This is a genomic window from Streptomyces sp. NPDC056160 (assembly GCF_042268205.1).
GTDB lineage: Bacteria > Actinomycetota > Actinomycetes > Streptomycetales > Streptomycetaceae > Streptomyces.
In genome coordinates this window covers 1-22110 of record NZ_JBHJUW010000102.1, presented here as the reverse complement: position 1 = coordinate 22110, position 22110 = coordinate 1, and the positions used below count along the sequence as shown (strand labels likewise).

Annotated in this window: 21 protein-coding genes and 1 tRNA gene; 9 read left to right on the top strand and 13 right to left on the bottom strand. The window is 73.3% G+C overall.

From position 1 onward, the window contains the following. Window positions 1-38 precede the first annotated feature (38 nt). Genes ACFC02_RS30015 through pdhA form a run of 3 tightly spaced genes read right to left on the bottom strand, consistent with a single transcriptional unit; the run spans window position 39 to window position 3645 of the window. Window positions 39-1505 carry a dihydrolipoamide acetyltransferase family protein gene (locus tag ACFC02_RS30015; protein ID WP_376363958.1) on the bottom strand — a complete coding sequence of 489 codons (1467 nt, stop codon included), beginning with the start codon at window positions 1503-1505 and terminating at the stop codon, window positions 39-41. Then, window positions 1505-2509, bottom strand: coding sequence for an alpha-ketoacid dehydrogenase subunit beta (locus ACFC02_RS30010; RefSeq protein WP_376363955.1), 1005 nt, complete (start codon window positions 2507-2509; stop codon window positions 1505-1507). The genes ACFC02_RS30015 and ACFC02_RS30010 overlap by 1 nt, the downstream gene beginning before the upstream one ends. Next, window positions 2506-3645 carry a pyruvate dehydrogenase (acetyl-transferring) E1 component subunit alpha gene (gene pdhA / locus ACFC02_RS30005; RefSeq protein ID WP_376363952.1) on the bottom strand — a complete coding sequence of 380 codons (1140 nt, stop codon included), beginning with the start codon at window positions 3643-3645 and terminating at the stop codon, window positions 2506-2508. Before pdhA ends, ACFC02_RS30010 begins: the two co-directional genes overlap by 4 nt. A gap of 176 nt (window positions 3646-3821) precedes the next feature. Here pdhA and ACFC02_RS30000 point away from each other — a divergent pair, with 176 nt between their 5' ends. After that, entirely contained in the window at window positions 3822-4361 is a 540-nt protein-coding gene (locus tag ACFC02_RS30000; RefSeq protein ID WP_376363949.1) for an Lrp/AsnC family transcriptional regulator, read from the top strand. Window positions 4362-4431: 70 nt separating this feature from the next. Here ACFC02_RS30000 and ACFC02_RS29995 read toward each other — a convergent pair whose 3' ends face one another. The 3 genes from ACFC02_RS29995 to ACFC02_RS29985 form a co-directional block, all read right to left on the bottom strand. Continuing rightward, the gene (locus ACFC02_RS29995) at window positions 4432-4752 is read right to left on the bottom strand and encodes a hypothetical protein (RefSeq protein ID WP_376363946.1); all 321 of its coding nucleotides are present in this window, start codon (window positions 4750-4752) and stop codon (window positions 4432-4434) included. Between the two features lie 94 nt (window positions 4753-4846). Next, the gene (locus tag ACFC02_RS29990; RefSeq protein WP_376363943.1) at window positions 4847-5458 is read right to left on the bottom strand and encodes a TetR/AcrR family transcriptional regulator; all 612 of its coding nucleotides are present in this window, start codon (window positions 5456-5458) and stop codon (window positions 4847-4849) included. Then, entirely contained in the window at window positions 5455-6969 is a 1515-nt protein-coding gene (locus ACFC02_RS29985) for a 3-hydroxyacyl-CoA dehydrogenase (RefSeq protein WP_376363940.1), read from the bottom strand. The genes ACFC02_RS29990 and ACFC02_RS29985 overlap by 4 nt, the downstream gene beginning before the upstream one ends. A gap of 194 nt (window positions 6970-7163) precedes the next feature. Between ACFC02_RS29985 and paaN the strand changes: the two genes are divergently transcribed. Next, window positions 7164-8855, top strand: a complete 1692-nt coding sequence (gene paaN, locus ACFC02_RS29980; protein ID WP_376363937.1) for a phenylacetic acid degradation protein PaaN — start codon at window positions 7164-7166, stop codon at window positions 8853-8855. Window positions 8856-8881: 26 nt separating this feature from the next. Here the strand turns inward: paaN and ACFC02_RS29975 are convergent, their stop codons facing one another. The 3 genes from ACFC02_RS29975 to ACFC02_RS29965 are packed head-to-tail and all read right to left on the bottom strand — an operon-like array spanning window position 8882 to window position 11468. Beyond that, a complete protein-coding gene (locus ACFC02_RS29975; protein WP_376363934.1) occupies window positions 8882-9634 on the bottom strand; it encodes a TrmH family RNA methyltransferase in 753 nt (250 codons plus the stop codon). Next, complete coding sequence (locus ACFC02_RS29970; protein ID WP_376363931.1) at window positions 9631-10842, bottom strand: HTTM domain-containing protein; 1212 nt, start codon at window positions 10840-10842, stop codon at window positions 9631-9633. Before ACFC02_RS29970 ends, ACFC02_RS29975 begins: the two co-directional genes overlap by 4 nt. Further along, window positions 10839-11468, bottom strand: coding sequence for a DUF5819 family protein (locus tag ACFC02_RS29965; RefSeq protein ID WP_376363928.1), 630 nt, complete (start codon window positions 11466-11468; stop codon window positions 10839-10841). The genes ACFC02_RS29970 and ACFC02_RS29965 overlap by 4 nt, the downstream gene beginning before the upstream one ends. A gap of 789 nt (window positions 11469-12257) precedes the next feature. Here ACFC02_RS29965 and paaA point away from each other — a divergent pair. Genes paaA through ACFC02_RS29940 form a run of 5 tightly spaced genes read left to right on the top strand, consistent with a single transcriptional unit; the run spans window position 12258 to window position 16042 of the window. Then, complete coding sequence (gene paaA, locus ACFC02_RS29960; RefSeq protein WP_376363925.1) at window positions 12258-13268, top strand: 1,2-phenylacetyl-CoA epoxidase subunit PaaA; 1011 nt, start codon at window positions 12258-12260, stop codon at window positions 13266-13268. Further along, on the top strand, window positions 13265-13552 hold the full coding sequence (gene paaB, locus ACFC02_RS29955) for a 1,2-phenylacetyl-CoA epoxidase subunit PaaB (protein WP_037614825.1): 288 nt from the start codon (window positions 13265-13267) through the stop codon (window positions 13550-13552). Before paaA ends, paaB begins: the two co-directional genes overlap by 4 nt. Further along, window positions 13549-14319: a 1,2-phenylacetyl-CoA epoxidase subunit PaaC gene (gene paaC / locus ACFC02_RS29950; RefSeq protein ID WP_376363921.1), complete on the top strand. Its 771-nt coding sequence runs from the start codon at window positions 13549-13551 to the stop codon at window positions 14317-14319. Before paaB ends, paaC begins: the two co-directional genes overlap by 4 nt. Continuing rightward, on the top strand, window positions 14313-14963 hold the full coding sequence (gene paaD / locus ACFC02_RS29945) for a 1,2-phenylacetyl-CoA epoxidase subunit PaaD (protein WP_376363918.1): 651 nt from the start codon (window positions 14313-14315) through the stop codon (window positions 14961-14963). Before paaC ends, paaD begins: the two co-directional genes overlap by 7 nt. Continuing rightward, entirely contained in the window at window positions 14963-16042 is a 1080-nt protein-coding gene (locus ACFC02_RS29940) for a 2Fe-2S iron-sulfur cluster-binding protein (protein WP_376363915.1), read from the top strand. The genes paaD and ACFC02_RS29940 overlap by 1 nt, the downstream gene beginning before the upstream one ends. 251 nt (window positions 16043-16293) lie before the next feature. Here ACFC02_RS29940 and ACFC02_RS29935 read toward each other — a convergent pair whose 3' ends face one another. From ACFC02_RS29935 to ACFC02_RS29925, 3 genes are all read right to left on the bottom strand, one after another. Next, window positions 16294-16641 carry a rhodanese-like domain-containing protein gene (locus ACFC02_RS29935; protein ID WP_360966391.1) on the bottom strand — a complete coding sequence of 116 codons (348 nt, stop codon included), beginning with the start codon at window positions 16639-16641 and terminating at the stop codon, window positions 16294-16296. 66 nt (window positions 16642-16707) lie between these two features. After that, window positions 16708-17562 (bottom strand): hypothetical protein, encoded by an 855-nt coding sequence (locus tag ACFC02_RS29930; RefSeq protein ID WP_376363911.1) that lies wholly within the window; start codon window positions 17560-17562, stop codon window positions 16708-16710. 284 nt (window positions 17563-17846) lie between these two features. Continuing rightward, a complete protein-coding gene (locus ACFC02_RS29925) occupies window positions 17847-19340 on the bottom strand; it encodes a DUF2252 domain-containing protein (protein WP_376363908.1) in 1494 nt (497 codons plus the stop codon). 644 nt (window positions 19341-19984) lie between these two features. Between ACFC02_RS29925 and ACFC02_RS29920 the strand changes: the two genes are divergently transcribed. Continuing rightward, the gene (locus tag ACFC02_RS29920; protein WP_376363905.1) at window positions 19985-20851 is read left to right on the top strand and encodes a carbohydrate-binding protein; all 867 of its coding nucleotides are present in this window, start codon (window positions 19985-19987) and stop codon (window positions 20849-20851) included. Between the two features lie 126 nt (window positions 20852-20977). Here ACFC02_RS29920 and ACFC02_RS29915 read toward each other — a convergent pair. Beyond that, window positions 20978-21061 (bottom strand) — tRNA-Leu (locus tag ACFC02_RS29915). Window positions 21062-21638: 577 nt separating this feature from the next. Here ACFC02_RS29915 and ACFC02_RS29910 point away from each other — a divergent pair. Then, window positions 21639-22110, top strand: a 472-nt coding sequence (locus ACFC02_RS29910) for a DUF3662 domain-containing protein (protein WP_376363901.1), incomplete at its 3' end; no start/stop codon positions are given.

The window sequence follows — 22110 nt, the reverse complement described above, 5'->3', positions numbered from 1 at the left end:
ACGCGGGCGGGTCGTGGGGCCCGCCGGGCGCACTGGCGTCACAGGGTGCGCAGCAGCACCGCCGGCTGTTCCACGCAGTCCGCCACGTAGCGCAGGAATCCGCCCGCCGTGCCGCCGTCGCACACCCGGTGGTCGAAGGTGAGCGAGAGCTGGACGACCTGCCGGACCGCCAGCTCGCCCTCGTGCACCCAGGGTTTGGGGACGATACGTCCGACGCCGAGCATGGCCGCCTCGGGGTGGTTGATGATCGGGGTGGAGCCGTCGACGCCGAACACGCCGTAGTTGTTCAACGTGAAGGTCCCGCCGGTGAGTTCCCCCGGCGTGAGCGTGCCGGCCCGGGCCGCCTCGGTGAGCCGGGCGAACTCGGCCGTCAGCGCCTCGGCACCGCGTGCGTGCGCGTCCTGCACGACGGGCACGACGAGCCCGCGTTCGGTCTGCGCGGCGAAGCCCAGGTGGACGTGGTCGAGTCGGACGATCTCCCGGGCCTGCGTGTCGACCGTGGAGTTCAGCTCCGGATGACGGGCGAGGGCCGCGGTGCAGATCCGGGCGAGGAGGGCGAGCAGGGAGATCTTCGGGCCGCCCGCGGCGTTCATGGCCGCCCGGGCGCGCAGGAGTTCCGTCGCGTCGGCATCCACCCAGCAGGTCGCGTCGGGGATCTCGCGGCGGCTGCGGGACAGCTTCTCGGCTACCGCCCCGCGCACGCCCTTGAGGGGAACCCGGGCGCCGGTGGCCGGCCCCCGCACCGAGGCGGGCGCGGCCGCGCCGGGCTCGCAGGGGAGCGCGCCGGCCGCCGCCGTGGCGCGGTCCTGCGCGGTGCCGCCGGACCTGAGGGCTCCTTCGACGTCCGCGCGCAGAATGAGGCCGTCGGGCCCGGAGCCCGGCAGGGTCCGCAGGTCCAGGCCGTGCTCGCGGGCGAGCCTGCGCACGAGCGGCGAGATCACCGGGACCGGACCGTCGGCCGGCCGGCCGGCCGTGCCCGTACCCGGGGCGGGGGCGGGGGCGGACCCGGAGGCCGCGCGCGAGGCACCCCGGGCGTCCGGAGCCGGCGCCGGGACGACGCCGGACCCCGCGCCGGGCGCGCCGGCCGGCGCGCCCGGCACCGCCCGGACCCTTCGGCGGCGCGCCGGGGCCTTTGCCGTGCCGTATCCGACCAGGACGTTGCCGGAACCGCCGCCCGAGCCCCCGGTGCCACCCGGGCCGTCCGTGCCGCCGGTTCCTCCCGCGGCGGGCGGGGCGCTCGGCGCGGGCGGCACGGCGGGCTCGCCGACCGCGACGGTGAGCAGCGGCGCGCCCACCGGAAGCTCGGCCCCCTCCGCGCCGAAGCGGGCCGTGACCACGCCTCCGTACGGGCAGGGCACCTCGACCATGGCCTTGGCCGTCTCGACCTCGACGACCGGCTGGTCCACGCCGACGACGTCGCCCACCTCGACCAGCCAGCGGACGATCTCCGCCTCGGTGAGCCCCTCCCCGAGGTCGGGGAGCCTGAACTCCAGCACCTGTGCCATCAGCCCTCCGCCTCCCACTGCAGACGCGCGACGGCGTCCAGGACCCGGTCGACGCCGGGCAGGTGGTGCCGCTCCAGCATCGGCGGCGGGTAGGGGATGTCGAAACCGGCCACGCGCAGCACCGGGGCCTCCAGGTGGTGGAAGCAGCGCTCGGTGACACGGGCGGCGATCTCCCCGCCCGGCCCGCCGAAGGAGCCGGACTCGTGGACGACGACCGCGCGCCCGGTGCGCCGCACCGACGCGCAGACCGTCTCGTCGTCGAACGGCACCAGCGAGCGCAGGTCGACGACCTCCAGGTCCCAGCCCTCGGCGCGGGCGGCCTCGGCGGCCTCGAGGCAGACGGGCACGGACGGGCCGTAGGTGATCAGTGTGGCGCTGCGGCCGGTGCGCCGCACCACCGCGCGGCCGATCGGCTCCACGGGCTGGGGCTCCTCGGCGTTCCAGGAGTCCTTCGACCAGTACAGCCGCTTGGGTTCGAGGAAGACGACGGGGTCGTCGGAGGCGATGGCCGCGCGCAGCAGCCCGTAGGCGTCGGCGACGGTCGCGGGCGTGACGACATGGAGCCCCGGAGTCGCCATGTAGTACGCCTCGGAGGAGTCGCTGTGGTGCTCGACACCGCCGATGCCGCCGCCGTAGGGGATGCGGACGGTCACGGGCAGGGGCAGCTTCCCGCGCGTGCGGTTGCGCATCTTCGCCACATGGCTGGCGAGCTGTTCGAACGCCGGGTAGGCGAACGCGTCGAACTGCATCTCGACGACCGGGCGCAGCCCGTACATCGCCATGCCGACGGCGGTGCCGAGGATGCCGGCCTCGGCCAGCGGTGTGTCGGCGCAGCGGTCCTCGCCGAACTCCGCGGCGAGGCCGTCGGTGACCCGGAAGACACCGCCGAGCGTGCCGACGTCCTCGCCCATGACGTGCACGGTCGGGTCGGCGGCCATGGCGTCGCGCAACGCGCGCGTGAGGGCCTGGGCCATGGTGGCCGGCTTGAGCGCCACGGTGGTCATCGGGCCGTGCCCTCCTCCGACTCGGCCACCAGCTCGGCCCGCAGCAGCGCCTGCTGCTCGCGCAGCTGCGGGGTCGGCTCGGCGTAGACGTGTTCGAACAGGTCCATGGGGTCGAGCACGGCGTCCTGGTTCATGCGCTCGCGCAGCCGCGCGGCCATCGCCTCGGCGTCCTCGCGCACGGCCGCGACGGCGTCCTCGTCGAGCAGGCCGCGGCCGGTCAGCTCGCGCTCCAGCAGCTCGACCGGGTCGTGGGCGCGCCAGGCCTCGACCTCGGTGTCACCGCGGTAGCGGGTGGCGTCGTCGGCGTTGGTGTGGGCGTCGATGCGGTACGTCACCGCCTCGACCAGGGTCGGACCGCCACCCGCGCGCGCGTGCCGTACGGCGTCGCTGAGCACCTCGTGGACGGCGGCGGCGTCGTTGCCGTCGACCAGGCGGCCCGGCATGCCGTACCCGACGGCCTTGTGGGCCAGGGAGGGCGCCGCCGTCTGCTTGGCGAGCGGGACGGAGATGGCGAAGCCGTTGTTCTGCACCAGGAAGACGACCGGGGCCTGCCAGACGGCGGCGAAGTTCAGCGCCTCGTGGAAGTCGCCCTCGCTGGTGCCACCGTCCCCGACCATCGCCAGCGCGACCACGTCGTCGCCCCTGAGACGGGCGGCGTGGGCGAGGCCGACGGCGTGCGGCAACTGGGTGGCCAGCGGAGTGGACAGCGGGGCGACCCGGTGCGCGACGGGGTCGTAGCCGGTGTGCCGGTCGCCGCGCAGCAGGGTGAGGGCCTCGACGGGGTCGACGCCGCGGGCCACCACGGCGAGCGTGTCGCGGTAGCTCGGGAAGAGCCAGTCGCGCTCCTGGAGTGCGAGCGCGGCGGCGACCTCACAGGCCTCCTGGCCGGTGCTGGACGGGTAGACGGCGAGCCGGCCCTGCTTGGTGAGGGCGGTGGCCTGCGTGTTGTACCGGCGCCCGCGCACCAGGTGCGCGTACAGACTGCGCAACAGCTCCGGATCGACCTTCGCGGCGGCCTCCGTGCCAAGGACGCGGTAGGGCTCCGCGTCGGGCAGCAGCGGTGCGGGGTCGGTACGGGGCTGCCAGGCGGGCGGCGGCGATGGCCGGTACGCACCCCGCTGCTCCATGACCGTCATGACGGGCACCTCCTCGTGGGAGCGGCTACGGGAGGCGCGTCGGCTGTGACCCGCCTCACCTACCGATTGTTCGGTCGTCGGCACATTTTGGCTACAGGCACCCCCAGGCTGTGGACAAACGGTTCTCCACAGCTTGGTATGGATGCAGTACGTCCATGACGGAGAGGCGGGGGGACATGCCGGCTGAACGAATGGCCGAGAACGCCGAGAACGCCGAGCGCCCGGAGCGCACCGAGGGCACCGAGGGCGCCACCGGCTCCGCCCCGCCGGCCCGCCCGCTGGACGCCGTCGACCAGGACATCCTGCGGATGCTCCAGACGGACGGCCGCGCCTCGATACGGTCGGTCGCCGAACGGGTCCACGTCTCGCGCGCCAACGCCTACGCCCGCATCAACCGCCTCGTCGAGGACGGCGTCATCCGCGGTTTCGGCGCCCGGGTCGACCACGAGCGCGCGGGGCAGAGCACGTCCGCGTACATCACGTTGAAGATCGTGCAGAACTCCTGGCGCACGGTGCGCGACCAGTTGCGCCGGCTCCCCGGGGCCTCCCACATCGCCCTGGTCGGGGGCGACTACGACGTCCTGCTCCTGGTGCACACGCCGGACAACCGGGCACTGCGCGAGGTGGTGCTCACCCGGCTCCAGGCGATCCCGGAAGTGCTCAGCACCCGCACGCTGCTGGTGTTCGAGGAGGAGGACCTCGAACCGCAGGGGTGACGGTGCGGGGCCGCTGTCTGGGAGCGAGGGCGCACGCGCATGGGTCGTCAGGCTGGGGACGAATCCCGCGTCAGGACGAGGCGGCCATCGCGCCGATCAGCAGCATGGCCATCAGCCCCGGCAGGAGCGCGCAGCCGAGTCCGGCACCGGCGGTCAGCACCCGCGCCGTCCGCACGGCCCGGCGGTGCGGCAGCACCCAGGCGACGGCGAGCAGGCCGCACGCCCAGTACAGGACGCCGCCGAAGGAGCCGACGCCGTCGCCGGAGGCGAACCAGCGGTACTCCCACACGAGGAACGGCAGACCGAGCACGGTGGCCGCGAACGGCGCCTTCCACCAGGTGGGGTGAGCGCCCCTGGGCGGCAGACCGTCGTCGTTGTCGTTGTCAGGCATGCGCCCAGCCCATCACCGGGCGGCAGACCGCGGCATCGGGCGCCGTACTCATCCGGTGATGCCTGCCCTACGCAGCCGCGGTCCGTGCTGCTGCTCAGCCCGCCGGACCCGGTGGTCCGCCGGACTGCCGCAGCCCGCCGAACACCAGCCGTACCACCGCGTCGCCCACTTCCCGCGCGCTCGTCCCGCGCCCGTCGGGCCGGTACCACTCCACGATCGAGTTGATCATCCCGAAGACCAGCCGGGTCGCGAGCCGTACCTCCACGTCGCCGCGCACCTCGCCGTCGGCCGCCGCCGCCTTCAGCAGCTCGGCCACCCGGTGGTCGAACTCCCGCCGCCGCTCCAGCGCCCAGCGCTCGGTCGCGGTGTTGCCGCGTACCCTCAGCAGCAGGGTCACGTACGGGAGTTCGGCGATGAGCACCTCGACCATACGCCGTACGACGTACTCCAGGCGGGCGGCGGCACTCCCCGCGCGCGCGTGGTCCTCGTCGAGGATCCCGAAGAGGCCGTCGAGTGCCCTGGTGACCGCCCGGCGCAGCAGTTCCTCCTTGCCGGCGACATGGTGGTAGATCGACGACTTGGAGATGCCGGCCGCCTTGGACAGGTGCTCCATGGAGGTGCCGTCGTAGCCGCGCTCGTTGAAGACCCGCACGGCCACCGAGAGCAGCGTCTGCGGCGTGTACGTGTCGCGTCTGGCGGTGGTCATGAGGCGGACTCCCGCTTGTCGGTGGCGTACGCGTGGCGGTACAGCGCGAGGGAGGGGGCGTAGCGTCCGGACGGGTCGCGCAGGTGCAGGTCGTCCAGGAGGCCATAGGCCCAGGTGCGGCCCAGGCGGCGGCTCCATTCGAAGGGGCCCAGCGGGTAGTTGACGCCCAGGCGCATCGCGGTGTCGATGTCCTCCTCGGTGGCCACGCCCTTGGCCACGGCGTCGTGCGCCAGGTCGACGATCCGCGCGACCGTACGGGCGACGATCATGCCGGGGACGTCGCCGATGACGCTGACGTCCTTGCCGAGCGCCTGGAAGAGACCGGTGGCCTCCGCGAGGGTCTGCGGGGAGGTGTCCTGGGAGGCGGACAGGGCGACGCGGGTGGCCCGGCGGTAGTCGAGCGCCAGGTCGAAGTAGACGACGTCGCGGAACTCCACTGAGGTCTGCCCGTCGGCGAGGACCAGCTGTCCGCCGCTCGGCAGCACGAGGCGGGTGCCGTGGTCCTCGTCCTCCTCGCGGACGGGGATGCCCGCCTCCCGGACGAGCGTGAGCAGCTCCGCCGCCGGGCCCAGGTCGCCCTCGGCGACGACGTGGACGGGCGGCTGCGCGGGCTCCGCGGTGTGCGGCTCGGGGCGCTCGGCCCCGTCGCCGTAGTCGAACCAGCCGTGACCGCTCTTGCGGCCGAGCCGGCCCGACTCCACCAGACGCCGCTGCGCCAGGGAGGGGGTGAACCGCACGTCCTGGAAGAAGGAACGCCACACGGAGTGCGTCACCGACTCGTTGACGTCCTGGCCGATCAGGTCGGTCAGTTCGAAGGCGCCCATCCTGAATCCGCCGCACTCGCGCAGCACCGCGTCGATGGTGGCGGGATCGGCGGCCTGGCCCTCGTGGACGGCGAACGCCTCGGCGTAGAAGGGACGCGCGATGCGGTTGACGATGAATCCGGGGGTGTCGGCGCAGGCGACCGGCGTCTTGCCCCACGCGCGGGCCGTCTCGTACGCGCGCGTGGCCGACGTGACGTCGGTGGTGAACCCGGAGACGACCTCGACCAGCGGCATCAGCGGCGCCGGGTTGAAGAAGTGCAGGCCGACCAGGCGGCCGGGGTTGCGCAGCGCGCCGCCGATGGCGGTGACCGACAGGGAGGAGGTGTTGGTGGCGAGCAGGCAGTCGTCGGGGACGATGCCTTCCAGTTCCGTCAGCAGTTCCTGCTTGGCGTCCAGCTCTTCGAGGACGGCTTCCACGACCAGGGAGCAGTCGGCCAGCTCGGTGAGGCTGCCGGCGGGCTGCAGACGGGCGCGGGCAGCGTCCCGGTCGGCACCGGTGAGCCGGTCCTTCGCCACGAGCCGGTCGAGCCGGGCGCCGATCGCGGCGGCCGCCTCCGCGGCCCGCCCGGGCAGGGCATCGTACAGGCGTACGACGTGGCCCGCGACCAGCGCGACCTGGGCGATGCCCTGGCCCATGGTGCCGGTGCCGATGACGGCCACGGGGCTGCTGAGGTCCAGTGCTGTCATGTGCGCGATCCTCCCGCACGGCGTTTTCCACAGACGCGGCGGACCCCCCTGGCCCGACTTCTCCACAGATGCGGCGGACCCCCTTGTCCCGACCGATCGTTCGGTTACTCTAACTCTGACCGGCCGTCCCTGCCCATGTTTCTGCCAGGTCATGAGCTCGACGAGGAGCTCTCGAGACAAGGAGTTGGTCCCGCATGGCCGCCGAACCGACGACGCACGAGCTGATCGCCCGCCACCGGCCCACTCTCGACCAGGCGCTGGAGGCGATCCGCACGCGCGCGTACTGGTCGCCCCACCCCGAGCACCCCAAGGCCTACGGCGAGCACGGCAGCCTGGACGCCGCCGCGGGCAAGGCCGCCTTCGACGCCCTCCTCGGCACCCGCCTCGACCTCGGCCAGCCCGGCACCGACGACTGGGTGGGCGGCGAGGTCTCGCCGTACGGCATCGAACTGGGCGTGACCTACCCGCACGCGGACATCGACGTACTGCTGCCCGCCATGAAGGCCGGACAGCGGGCCTGGCGCGACGCGGGCCCCGAGGCCCGTGCGGCGGTCTGCCTGGAGATCATCGAGCGGATCGCCGAGCGGACCCACGAGTTCGCGCACGCGGTGATGCACACCTCAGGCCAGGCCTTCCTGATGGCGTTCCAGGCGGGCGGCCCGCACGCCCAGGACCGCGGCCTGGAAGCGGTGGCGTACGCGTACGCGGAGCAGGTGCGCACCCCGGACACCGCCGAATGGACCAAGCCGCAGGGCAAGCGCGACCCGCTCGCCCTGACCAAGGCGTTCACCGCCGTCCCCCGGGGCATCGCCCTGGTCATCGGCTGCAACACCTTCCCGACGTGGAACGGCTACCCGGGCCTGTTCGCCTCCCTGGCCACCGGCAACGCGGTCCTGGTCAAGCCGCACCCGCGCGCGGTGCTGCCGCTCGCGCTCACGGTGAAGACCGCCCGCGAGGTGCTCGCCGAGGCCGGGTTCGACGCCGACCTGGTGGCCCTGGCCGCCGAGCGGCCCGGCGAGGGCATCGCGAAGACCCTGGCCACCCGCCCCGAGATCCGCATCATCGACTACACCGGCTCCACCGCCTTCGGCGACTGGCTGGAGGCCCACGCCCGCCAGGCCCAGGTGTACACGGAGAAGGCCGGCGTCAACACCGTGCTCGTGGAGTCCACGGACGACTACAAGGGGATGCTCGCCAACCTGGCGTTCTCGCTGTCCCTCTACAGCGGCCAGATGTGCACCACCCCGCAGAACCTGCTGATCCCCCGCACCGGCATCCGCACCGACCAGGGCCCCAAGTCCTACGACGAGGTGACCGCCGACCTCGCGCAGGCGGTCGACGGCCTGCTCGGTGACGACGCGCGCGCGAACGCGCTGCTCGGCGCGATCGTCAACCCGGACGTCAAGGCCCGCCTGGAGGCCGCGGCGGCCCTCGGTGAGGTCGCCCTCGCCTCCCGCGAGATCGCCCACCCCGACTTCCCGGACGCGGTGGTCCGCACGCCGGTGATCGTGAAGCTGGACGGCGCCAAGCCGGACGCCGAGGCCGCCTACCTGAGCGAGTGCTTCGGGCCGGTCTCCTTCGCGGTGGCCGTCGACTCGGCCGCCGACGCGGTGGAGCTGCTGCGGCGCACGGTCCGCGAGAAGGGCGCGATGACGGTGGGCGCCTACACGACCGACGACGAGGTCGAACAGGCGGTCCAGGACGTGTGCCTGGAGGAGGCCGCCCAGCTGTCCCTGAACCTCACGGGCGGGGTGTACGTCAACCAGACGGCCGCCTTCTCCGACTTCCACGGCTCGGGCGGCAACCCGGCGGCCAACGCGGCCCTCACCGACGGGGCGTTCGTGGCGAACCGCTTCCGGGTGGTGGAGGTCCGCCGCCAGGCCTGAGCCCCCCGGGGATCGCCCTCAGTCCCTCAACGGACGGGTGCGCCCCCGCCGGCGCTCCAGTGGTACAGCGTCATCGCCACACTGGTGGCGAGGTTGTAGCTGGAGACCTGGGGGCGCATCGGCAGCGCCACCAGGTGGTCGGCGCGCTCGCGCAGCTCGGCACTCAGCCCGCTGCGCTCGGAGCCGAAGGCGAGGACGGCATCGTCGGGCAGCTTCAGCCCGCGGATGTCCTCGCCCTCCGGATCTAGCGCGAACAGCGGCCCGCGCGGGAGCGTCCGCACGCTCAGCCGCTCCACGACGGTCGCGAAGTGCAGCCCGGCCCCGCCGCGCACCACCGTCGGGTGCCACGGGTCCAGGGTGCCCGTGGTGACCACCCCGGTCGCCCCGAAACCGGCCGCCAGCCGGATCACCGCGCCCGCGTTGCCCAGGTTGCGCGGCTCGTCCAGGACGACGACGGGCGCGCTGCGGGGCATGTGCGCCAGCGCCCGCAGTCCGGCCTCGCGGGAGGGCCGTACGGCCAGCGCGGCCACAGCCGTGGGATGCGGACGCGGCACGAGCGACGCGTACGTCTCGCGCCCCACCTCCACCAGCAGGGCGTCCAGGGCGTCCCGGACGTCCGGGGCCAGCTCGTCGGCGAGGGCGAGCGCCGCCTCCCGGTCGGCGGCGACCGCCACCGGCACCTCGGCACCGAAGCGCAGCGCGTGCTTGAGGGCGTGGAAACCGTCGAGCAGCACGGCACCGCCGGCGAGCCGGCGCCAGGCGCCCACGGGGTCGTTCATGCGGGGAAGCCTACGCGGGCGGGTTCGCTCTCCTCCGGGGAGCGCGGCTGCTCGGGCAGGGGGCGGCCCGCGCGCCGCGGCAGCCGGGCCCGCGCGCGCGCCGCCGCGCGCCCCAGGCCGCGCAGGAACGGCGTCGGCAGGAACACCGCGTCCGCCGCGATCATCGCCAGGGAGAAGAACGGCAGCCCCAGCACGACGGCGATCACGGCGTGCTCGGTCATCATGGCCACGAGCAGGACGTTCTTCACCCGCCGGTGGAACAGCGTGAACGGGAAGGCGACCTGCACGATCACCGTGCCGTAGGTGACGAGCATCATCATCGTCCCGCTGGAGGACAGCAGATCGGCCAGCGCCGGCCACGGCGAGAAGTAGTCCAGGTGGAGCGGGTAGTAGACGGCGGTGCCGTCCTGCCACCGCGACCCCTGGACCTTGTACCAGCCGGCCGTCGCGTAGATCAGACACGCCTCGGCCATGATCACGGCCAGGGCGGCGTTGTGCACGATGTTGCCGACGACGTCCAGCAGGACCCCGGGCCCGGCCGACCGCGCCCGCCGCCCGACCAGCCAGTACACCCCCTGGGCCGCCCACACGCACCACAGCAGGGCGGGGATCAGCCACTCGCCCTGCAGGCGGCCCGCGAAGGTGACCGCGATCAGGGCCGCCCCGAGCACGCTCCACAGCACGGGCCCGACCCGGTCGGGCACCCGCTCCCCACGCGCGCGTGCCGCCCGCGCCCGCACGGCCCGGCGCGCGTCCAGCGACCACACCCGGCCGCACCGGGTGAAGACCAGGTACAGCGCCATCAGATGCAGGACGTTGTCCCCGCCGTCGCCCATGAAGATGCTGCGGTTCTGCAGCGAGAGCACGCCGAGCATGAAGAGCACGGACGTCGTGCGGGTGCGCCAGCCCAGCAGCAGCAGCAGGCTGGACAGCACGGCGAGGAAGTAGACGGCCTCGAACCAGAACTGGCCCCGGAACCACATCAGGGCCGTGAAGGCGCCGTTGTCGTCGGTCAGCTGCCGGGCGAGGTCCCAGTTCCACGGACCGTCGGGACCGTACATCTCCTGCCGGTGCGGCAGCTCGCGCAGCAGGAACAGCAGCCAGGTACCGGAGAAACCGATGCGTATCACGGCCGCCTGGCAGGGCCCCAGGGCCGCTTCGGTGACCCGGGCGATCCCCCGGGAGACGCTGAGTGAAAGACCGGTCACTTCACACCTCCCCGGGCCTCGCCGGCCGGGACGGACCACCAGGGCAGCATGCGGTAGGAGGCCGCGTCCGACACCTTCTCCCCGCTCCACGCGGGCGGCGCAACGGCGGTGGTGCGGATGCGGACCTGGACGCGTTCGACGACCCCGCCCGGGCCGGCCACGTGGTCACGGCCCAGACGCAGGACGACGATGCGGCGCAGGTACTCCTGCGACAGCGTGCCGCGCAGACCCAGGGGGCGGTTCTGCCGGTCGTGCGAGGAGGCGTAGAAGTCGAAGCCGCGCCGCAGCTCGTTCTGCTGCGTGTGGCTGGGCAGCAGATTGCCGTCGATGGCCCGGCCGTCCTGCGCGGACAGGTCGTACCAGCCGGTGGTGCGGTCGCCGCCGTCCGTCCTGCGGGTCTCGGCCCGCACCTGGACGGCGATGTTCTGCTGCAACGGGTTGGGCGCGAACAGCTTCCAGTTCTGCTCGAACTCCGGGTAGATCCATTCGTCGATGGCCCGGCCGTGCTGTTTCGTCAGCGTGTTCGATGGCGCGACGTGCAGGAACACCATTCCGACGTGCACACAGGCGACCACCGCGACGACCGCCAGCGCCAGGACCGCACAGATCCCGTAGCGCGGGGACAACCCGGCGACGACGATCCCCGGACGGACGCCCGGAGAGGATGAGGACGAGGGCGAGGAGGGAGCAGGAGAGGAAGAGGGAGCGAGGCAAGCCGAGGGGTCCACCGCGGTGGATTCGGCCGATGCCAGAGGCCCGGTCGCCGCGGTGGTCCCGGGCGGCACGGTGGTCCCGGGCGGCGCGGTGGTCCCGGGCGGCACGGTGGTCCCGGGCGGCACGGCAGCCTCGGCGTCCGTGACAGGTTCGGCGTCCGTGACAGGTTCGGTCTGCGCGGCGGGCCCGGTGGATGTACGGTCCGGCCCGTCCGACGCCCCGTCCGGGGCGTTCGCATCCCCGTCATACGCTTTCATTCCGCCCCGTTTCCCGATTCCGGTCCGCGTCCCGGCCCTGCGGCCGCCAGGCCGCCCGGAGGACTCCGGACGCCGCCGCAGCACCCGCGTCGCCCGCTGCCGGGCGCCGCACGGAACGGTACTCAGGGCCGCCCGCGCGGCACAGCCCCCGATCCCGCGCCCGCGCGACCGGGCTCCGCTTTCGTACCGCTTTTCGTACCGCTCTGCGGCCCTTCGCCCGCATGGCCCCCGAGGCGGCGCGCCGTCCACGGCACGTCCGCCCTGTCCACAGGACGCGTCCACGGCTGTCCACAGCGGTTGACACCCTACGGCGGCGGGCCGCACCATGGAATTCGACCGAACCGAACGATCGGTCGGGAGAGTGCGGAGTCCACGGAGTACGAAGTCCGGGGCCCGGAGTACGAAGTCCGAAGTACGGAGCAGCCGAAGGTCGAGGGGGACCGCATGGCGACAGCAGCCGCAGAGCAGACGGCCGGCGCCCCGGCGTGCGACGCGCCGGACGCCGCCGCGGGAGCCGACGCCCGTGAGCGCGCGTTCGACGCGACACTGGAGGCGGACGAGCGCATCGAGCCGCGGGACTGGATGCCCGACGCCTACCGGGCGTCCCTGGTCCGGCAGATCGCGCAGCACGCCCATTCCGAGATCATCGGCATGCAGCCCGAAGCCAACTGGATCACGCGGGCGCCGTCCCTGCGCCGCAAGGCCATCCTCCTGGCCAAGGTCCAGGACGAGGCAGGTCACGGCCTCTACCTCTACAGCGCGGCCGAAACCCTCGGCACCAGCCGCGAAGAACTGCTCGACAAACTGCACAGTGGGCGCCAGAAGTACTCCTCGATCTTCAACTACCCCACCCTCACCTGGGCGGACGTGGGCGCCATCGGCTGGCTGGTGGACGGCGCGGCGATCACCAACCAGGTCCCGCTGTGCCGCTGCTCCTACGGCCCCTACGCCCGCGCGATGGTCCGCATCTGCAAGGAGGAGTCGTTCCACCAGCGCCAGGGGTACGAGCTGCTGCTCACCCTGAGCCGGGGCACGCCCGAACAGCACGCGATGGCACAGGACGCCGTGGACCGCTGGTGGTGGCCGTCGCTGATGATGTTCGGACCGCCCGACGACGCCTCCCAGCACTCCGCACAGTCGATGGAGTGGAAGATCAAACGCCACTCGAACGACGAGCTGCGCCAGCGTTTCGTCGACATCTGCGTCCCCCAGGCCGAGTCGCTCGGCCTCACCCTGCCCGACCCGGACCTGAAGTGGAACGACGAACGGGACCACTACGACTTCGGCACCATCGACTGGACCGAGTTCTGGGACGTCCTCAAGGGCAACGGCCCGTGCAACGACCAGCGCATCACCCAGCGCCGACGGGCCCATGACGAGGGCGCCTGGGTACGGGAGGCGGCCGCGGCCCACGCGGCCAAGCACGCCGGCACGACGGAAGCGGAGCAGGCATGACGAACACCGACTGGCCCCTGTGGGAGGTCTTCGTGCGCTCGCGGCGCGGACTGTCCCACACCCACGCCGGCAGTCTGCACGCCCCGGACGCGGAACTGGCCCTGCGCAACGCCCGGGACCTGTACACCCGGCGTGGCGAGGGCGTCTCGATCTGGGTCGTCCCCTCGGCGGCGATCACCGCCTCCTCGCCGGACGAGAAGGACCCGTTCTTCGAGCCGGCCGCCGACAAGCCCTACCGGCACCCGACCTTCTACGAGATCCCGGAAGGGGTGAAGCACCTGTGACGCCCACCGCCCCCGCCAACTCCGCGGCCGCCCCCACCGCCACGGCCGCCCCTGCCACCGTCCCCGCCACCGCCGCCCTGGCCCTGGCCGACGACGCCCTGGTGCTCTCCCACCGCCTGGGGGAATGGGTGGGGAACGCGCCCGTCCTGGAGGAGGAGGTCGCCCTCGCCAACATCGCCCTCGACCTGCTGGGCCAGGCCCGCGTGCTGCTGTCCCTGGTCGGCGACGAGGACGAGCTGGCGTATCTGCGCGAGGAGCGCGCCTTCACCAACCTCCAGCTCGTCGAGCAGCCGGGCGGCGACTTCGCGCACACGATCGTCCGCCAGTTGTTCTTCTCCACCTACCAGCACCTGCTGTACGGCCGCCTGGCCGAGGGGGAAGGCGCGTTCGCGCCGCTCGCCGGGAAGGCCGTCAAGGAGGTCGCCTACCACCGCGACCACGCCGAGCAGTGGACGCTGCGCCTCGGTGACGGCACCGACGTCAGCCACGAACGCATGCGGCGCGCCCTCACCGCGCTGTGGCGGTTCACCGGCGAGATGTTCCAACCGGTGACGGGCCTGGACATCGACTGGACCGGCCTGGAGGCAGCCTGGCTGGAATCCGTCACCGATGTGCTGGAGCGGGCCACGCTGGCGCTGCCCGAGGGCCCGCGGACCGGGGCGTGGGCCGCGGGCGCGGGCCGACAGGGCCTGCACACCGAGCCGTTCGGGCGGATGCTCGCCGAGATGCAGCACCTGCACCGCAGCCATCCGGGGGCGACATGGTGACCACGACGACCCCGTTCGAATCCGGGCTCGAAGCCGAACTGCTGCGTCTGGCCGGCTCGGTCCCCGACCCCGAGCTGCCCGTGCTCACCCTGGAGGAACTGGGCGTGGTCCGGGCGGTGCACGTGCGCGGTACGGACGCGGTGGAGGTCGAACTGACCCCCACCTACACCGGCTGCCCGGCGATCGAGGCCATGTCGCTGGACATCGAGCGGGTGCTGCGCGGCCACGGCATGCGCGAGGTCGCCGTCCGCACGGTGCTCTCCCCGGCCTGGTCCACGGACGACATCTCCGCCGAAGGACGGCGCAAGCTCCGCGAGTTCGGCATAGCGCCCCCGCGCGTGAGCACGTCGCCCTCGGCCCCCGTCCCGCTGGCACTCGGCCCGACCCGCACCCGCACCCGCACCGACCGGCCCCCGGCGGACCGCACACCGCCGGACGGAGTGCCAGCGGACGGAACGCCGACGGACCACGCCCCCACGAACCGGACACCCGCCGAGGACACCGCTCCACCCGAGCCCGTCCACTGCCCCCACTGCGCCTGCGCCGACACCGAGCTGCTCAGCCAGTTCTCCTCCACCGCGTGCAAGGCGCTGCGCCGGTGTCTGGCCTGCCGGGAACCGTTCGACCACTTCAAGGAGGTGTGATGGCCCGCTTCCACCCCTTGCCCGTCACGGCGGTCGACCGGCTCACCGACGACGCCGTGGCCCTCACCTTCGCGGTACCGCCCGAGCTGCGTGAGGAGTACCGGCACGCGCCGGGCCAGCACCTCGCCCTGCGCCGGGCGGCCGAGGACGCCGACGGGGTCGACGTACGGCGGACGTACTCGATCTGCTCACCTGCGCCCGGCCCCGGCGACGAGGGACCGCGGACCCTGCGGGTCGGCGTGCGGCTGGTGGAGGGCGGGGCCTTCTCGACGTACGCCCTCAAAGAGATCGGCATCGGTGACGAGCTGGAGGTGATGACCCCGGCCGGCCGGTTCACGCTGGAGCCCGCGCCCGGGCTGTACGCGGCGGTCGTCGGGGGCAGCGGCATCACACCCGTGCTGTCCATCGCCTCAACGCTGCTGGCCCGCGAACCCGCCGCCCGGTTCTGCCTGATACGCAGCGACCGGACGACCGCGTCGACGATGTTCCTGGAGGAGGTCGCCGACCTGAAGGACCGCTACCCCGCGCGGCTGCAACTGGTGACAGTGCTCTCCCGGGAGGAGCAGCAGGCGGGACTGCCCTCCGGACGGCTCGACCAGGAGCGGCTCACGGCGCTGCTGCCCGCGTTGCTACCGCTGCCCGACGTGGCCGGCTGGTTTCTGTGCGGCCCGTACGGGCTGGTGCAGGGCGCCGAGCGGGCCCTGCGCGGCCTGGGGGTGCCCCGGGCCAGGGTCCACGAGGAGATCTTCCACGTGGACGCCAATACGGGCTCCGGCCCCGCGGCACCGGCGACGGCGCCCGCGCACAGCACGGTCACCGTGCGGCTCGACGGCCGCGGCGGGACCTGGCCGGTCCAGGAGGGGGAGACCCTGCTGGAGACGGTCCTGCGCAACCGGTCCGACGCCCCGTACGCCTGCAAGGGCGGCGTGTGCGGAACGTGCCGGGCCTTCCTGGTCGCGGGGGAGGTGCGCATGGACCGCAACTTCGCGCTGGAGCCGGAGGAGACGGACGCGGGATACGTCCTGGCGTGCCAGTCGCACCCGGCGACGGAACAGGTGGAGCTGGACTTCGACCGCTGACCACCGCGGCCCCGCCGGGCGGCACGGCACCGGCGGCGGCCGCCTCAGCTGCCCCGTCGGCGGCACGGCGCGCCCGCCTGTCGGAAGGCGGGGCCCGACGGCCCTGCCCGCCGGAGGCGAAGACGCAGCACCCTCCTGCCGGCGCACGTCTCCACCGAAGTCCTGCTCCGCCAGGAGCCTGCCCTGTCAGGGCTCCTGCTCTGCCAGGGCACTGACCAGCCGGAGTCCTGCTCTGTCAGGGCCCCGTTCCGTCAAAGGACGTGGCCCGAGCCGCCGCCATCGGTCACCACGGCGCGGCCGGAGGCGGCCCAGACCTGCATGCCGCCGTCGACGTTCACCGCGTCGATGCCCTGCTGCACCAGGTACATCGTGACCTGTGCCGAACGGCCGCCGGAACGGCAGATCACGTGGACCCGCCCGTCCTGCGGCGCCGCCTCGGTGAGTTCACCGTAGCGGGCGACGAAGTCGCTGATGGGGATGTGCAGGGCCCCCTCGGCATGCCCCGCCTGCCACTCGTCGTCCTCGCGGACGTCCAGCAGGAAGTCGCCGTCCTTGAGGTCCTTGACCTCGACCGTCGGTACACCAGCTCCGAAACCCATGGGTCCGACGCTACCCGACGCGCCCGGTGCAGCGATCGCCGCGCACGGGGACCCGGCCGCTTCCGGTCAGGAGTCGGTCCCGTCCTGGAACCGCGCGAGCTGCGACTCGCGTTGCGCCACGTCGTCGCGCAGTTGCCCGGCGATCTCGTCGAGCAGGCCGTCGGGGTCGTCCGGAGCGAGCCTGAGCATCGCGGCGATCGCGCTGTCCTCCAGTTCCTTGGCGAAGAGCGCGAGCATCTCCTTGCGCTGGGCGAGCCACTCCAGGCGGGCGTACAGCTCCTCGGCGCGGCTCGGCTCCTGCTCGGCGGGGGCCGGCCCGGCGGCCCACTCCTCGGCCAGCTCGCGCAGCTCCTTCTCGTCGCCCCGGGCGTAGGCGGCGTTGACCCGGGTGAGGAACTCCTCGCGCCGCTGCCGCTCGCCTTCCTCCTGGGCCAGGTCGGGATGGGCCTTGCGCACCAGCTCACGGTAGAGACCGCGGACCTCCTCGCTGGGCCGCACCCGCTGGGGGGGCCGCACGGGCTGGTCGGTGAGCATCGCCACGGCCTCCGGGAACAGGCCGTCCCCGTCCATCCAGCCGTGCAGCAGGTCCTCCACGCCGGGAATCGGCGCCAGCCGGGCCCGCGCCTCCTGGGCCTTGCGCAGGTCCTCGGGATCGCCGGTGCGGGCAGCGCGCGCCTCGGCGATCTGCGCCTCCAGCTCCTCCAGGCGGGCGTAGAGCGGGCCGAGCCGCTGGTGGTGCAGCCGGGAGAAGTTCTCGATCTCCACCCGGAAGGTCTCCACCGCGATCTCGAACTCGATGAGCGCTTGCTCGGCGGCCCTGACGGCCCGCTCCAACCGCTCTTCGGGCCGCGCGGCAGCGCTCTCGGACGTCGCCCGGTCCGCTCCGGCGACGCCACCCTGCTCAGCTTCCGGAGTCGTCACCCGACCAGCGTAGGCCACGCGGACACCCGCCCTCCCCGCCCGAGGCTCCGATGCCCGCGTCGACCTCCCCGCCCGACGGCCCCCACGCCCGAGTCCGCCTCCCCGCCCGAGACCCCACGGCCCCGTCCGAGAGGCACCCCCACGGCCCTACACGCGAGGCACCCCCGCGCGCCCCGACCAAGACCGAGACCGAGACCGAACCCCCCTCCCCCTCGGGTCCCCGGGCCCGCGCCCGGCCCGCGCCCGGTCCGCCTCGGTCCTGGATGCCCGTCTCCACCTCGGCCTCAGACGCCCATCTCCGCCGCGACCCGCCCCGTGCGGACCGCGGCGACCAGGTCCGCGTGGTCCGCCTCGGTGCGGTCCGCGTAGGCGACGGCGAACGCGCCGATCGCCTCGTCCAGTTCCTGGTTCTTGCCGCAGTAGCCGGCGATCAGCCGCGGATCGGCGCTGTGAGCGTGGGCGCGCGCCAGCAGCGCGCCGGTCATCCGGCCGTAGTCGTCGATCTGGTCGGCGGGCAGCGCCGCCGGGTCGACGCTGCCCTTGCGGTTGCGGAACTGCCGTACCTGGAAGGGCCGCCCGCCGACCGTGGTCCAGCCCAGCAGGATGTCGCTGACCACCTGCATCCGCTTCTGCCCGAGCACCACGCGCCGGCCCTCGTGGACCACCTCGGCAGAGCCGGCCTCTCCGGCCCCGGAAGCCTCCGGCAGGTGCGGCAGCAGCGCCGACGGCCGGGCCTCCTTCACCTGGAGCACCAGCGGCTCACCGCGGTGGTCCAGCAGCAGCACCACGTACGACCGCGTGCCCACACTGCCCGTGCCGACCACCCGGAAGGCAACATCGTGCACCGCGTGCCGGGCCAGCAGCGGAAGACGGTCCTCGGGGAGGGTGGCCAGGTACTGCTCCAACGACACCGCAACCGCCGCGGCCTCCGCGTCCGGCACCCGCCGCAGCACCGGCGGAGCGTCCACGAAGCGCCGCCCGCCGTCCTCCGTCCGCTCGGTCGACTTGGCCGCGAACCGCCCGCTGGTGTTGGCCCGCGCCTTCTCCGAGACCCGTTCCAGGGTGCCGAGCAGGTCGTGGGCGTCGGAGTGGGAGACGAGTTCCTCGTCGGCGATGGCGTTCCAGGCGTCCAGGACCGGGAGCCGGGCCAGCAGGCGCATCGTGCGCCGGTAGGCGCCCACCGCGTCCTGGGCCGCCTCGCGGCAGCTGTCCTCGTCGCAGCCCGCCTCCCGGCCCGCGAGCACCAGGGAGGCCGCGAGCCGCTTGAGGTCCCACTCCCAGGGGCCGCGCACGGTTTCGTCGAAGTCGTTCAGGTCGATGACGAGGCCGCCGCGGGCGTCGCCGTACAGACCGAAGTTGGCCGCGTGGGCGTCACCGCAGATCTGGGCGGCGACACCGGTCATGGGGGTGCGTGCGAGGTCGTAGGCCATGAGGCCGGTCGCGCCGCGCAGGAAGGCGAACGGCGTGGCCGCCATCCTGCCCACCCTGATCGGTATCAGGTCGGGTATCCGCCCGTGGTTGGACTCCTCGACGGCCGTGACGGCGTCCGGCCGGCCCGCGTCCGCCTCGAACACGCCGTGCGCGGCCCGCGCGACGCGCCGGCGCAGTGCCTTGCCCTCCGCCTTGGGCGACCCGCCGGCGGGCCACCGCGCGAACCCGGACACCACGGGCACCCGCCCCGCAGCCGCCCCGCTCCCGCGATCGCCCCCGCTTCGGCCCTCGTCGCTTCCGGCCGCCGCCGTACCCGGTCCCGCCCCGGCCCCACTGCCCTCGCTCATCAAGAACCGTCCCTCCCGCTTCCGTTGCTGCCCTGCCCGCCCACGCGGCGCGCCCCGACGCTACAGCGAAGCGGCCCGCACCAACCCTGCACGCAGACAGAACCCCAGCCCACCGCTGCACGCAGACAGAACCCCACCCCACCCGCACACCCGGCCCGGACCCTCACCCCACCCGCACACCCGGCCCGGGGCCTCACCCGCACACCGCAGACCGAACCCCCTTCCCATTCCACCCGTGACCCCCGGACCGATCCCCCGCCCCACCCACCCGCGCGCCCCGCAGCCACCACACCGAAGCCCCCGGCCCCGCACCGAAGCCCCCGCCGCACACCTCAGCCACCCCACCGCACACCACAACCGCGCCCACCACCCCCACCGCACACCTCCGCCGCCCTGCCCCGCCGCACACCACAACCGCGCCCCCCGCGCCCGCCGCCCCCACCACGCTGCATAACGCCGTGCAGAGGGCCGACCGGTATCTCCTCCCCCCGCCACCAGCGCGATTACAGTCGTCCGCGATCGTCCGCGATCACCAACGGAGCGCGTCCGCCCGACAAGTACACAGCCTGCCCCGCGCGGCGGGCGCGCTCCTGTCATGCACGTCCCGTCCTTCTTCCCCCACCGAGGAGACCGAGGAACCCGCCATGACACCAACCGCTCCGGACGGCCCCGGCCCCAGTCCCCGGCCCGGCCCCGGCTCCGCGGCCGACCGCGTGATCAGCCGCAAGAGCCTGCTGAAGGCGGCCGTCGCCGCCGGTGCCGCCATCCCGCTGCTCACGGGCACGGTGGCCCTCGCCCGGGACTCCGCCGGCCGGGGAAGCTCCCTGTCCGCGACCCCCACCTGCGACGACGGCGACGGCCCGACCCACGACCAGATCGAGGGCCCCTACTTCAAGCCGAACTCCCCGTTGCGTACGAACCTGGTGACCTCGGGCACCAACGGCACCCCGCTGACCGTCAGCGGCTACGTCTTCGGCCGCAACTGCGTCCCGCTCCCCGGGGTCCTCCTGGACTTCTGGCAGGCGGACGACGCCGGGAACTACGACATGGCGGGGTTCACCCTGCGCGGCCACCAGTTCACTGACGCCAAGGGAGCCTTCTCCCTCACCACGATCGTCCCGGGGCTCTACCCGGGCCGCACCCGGCACATCCACGTCAAGGCGCAGGCGCCGGGTCAGCCGGTGCTCACGACCCAGCTGTACTTCCCGGGTGAGCCACGCAACAACACGGACACCCTCTTCGACCCCGCGCTGCTGATGAACGTGCGGGGCGCCGGCAACGGCAAGGAGGGCACGTTCGACTTCGTGCTGAACGTCGACGGGACGCCCGGCCCCGGCGGCCCCACCGACCCGCCGACCGACCCGCCGGGCGGCACCTGGGTCCCCGGGCACTCCTACACGGCGGGCGACCGGGTGACGTACAGCGGCGCCGGCTACACCTGTGTCCAGGCCCACACCTCGATGGCGGGCTGGGAGCCGCCCAACGTCCCCGCCCTGTGGCGCGCCGAGTGACCTGTCCCTCCTGAGACCTTCCTCACAAGGCCGACGGTCGCCCTGCGTGACATGAGCAGGCCGAGTAGAGGCGGATCGGGGAACGCGAAAGCCCCGCAGGTCAGAGACCTGCGGGGCTTTCAGCTGTGCGCGAGGGGGGAGTTGAACCCCCACGCCCTTGCGGGCACTGGAACCTGAATCCAGCGCGTCTGCCTATTCCGCCACCCGCGCATTGGGTGTGTCCTCCGGCTACGCTCCCTTTCGGGCCCGGCGCCTTCCGACATGCAGAACATTAGCACGCCGCGCAGGGTGGATTCACATCCCTTTCCCGGGGCAGGTGCGCAGGCCCGGGGCCCCCTCCGCCCCCCCGCCCGGCCCGTCCTGCCCGCCCCGGACCCGCGGCCCCCCGCCGGCCCGGCCGCCCGCCGCTCACGTATCAACCCGTGCCTGTTCACGTATCAACCTCGTACCGGTCCGGCCCGTCTCCCCAGGAGCCGGGGCGGGTCCACCGCCGGGTGCGGGACACTGGTCCGTGGCCGCCTCTACGATCCTGGGCAGAAGTACGGCAGGAGTACGGCACAAGTACGGAGGAGTACGGAGCAGTACTCAGCGGTGCCAGCCGCCGAGGCAGCAGACGCCGACGACCCGTCGACGAGGCCGACAGGGGGAACCAGCCGATTTACCGGCGCGTGGATACGATCAGTAAGCAGTACCAGGCAAGCAGAACGCATCAGCACGACGGCAAGACCCGCAACAACGGCAACACCGGCAAGACCCGAAACGATGGCCACGACGGAGGAGGTGCCCCATGGGAGTCCTGAAGAAGTTCGAGCAGCGCCTCGAAGGTCTGGTCAACGGCACCTTCGCCAAGGTCTTCAAGTCCGAGGTCCAGCCCGTGGAGATCGCGGGTGCGCTCCAGCGCGAGTGCGACAACAACGCGACGATCTGGAACCGCGACCGCACGGTCGTACCCAACGACTTCATCGTGGAGCTGAGCGCGCCCGACTACGAGCGGCTCAGCCCCTACTCCGGACAGCTCGGCGACGAGCTGGCCGGCATGGTGCGCGACTACGCCAAGCAGCAGCGCTACACCTTCATGGGACCGATCAAGGTCCACCTGGAGAAGGCGGACGACCTCGACACCGGCCTGTACCGGGTGCGCAGCCGCACGCTGGCCTCCTCCAGCAGCCAGCAGGCCCCCCAGTCCCCGGCCCAGGCGCCGCAGCCCGGCCCGTCCGCCGCGCCCGGCCGCCCCGGCGCCCAGGGCGGCGGCTACGGCC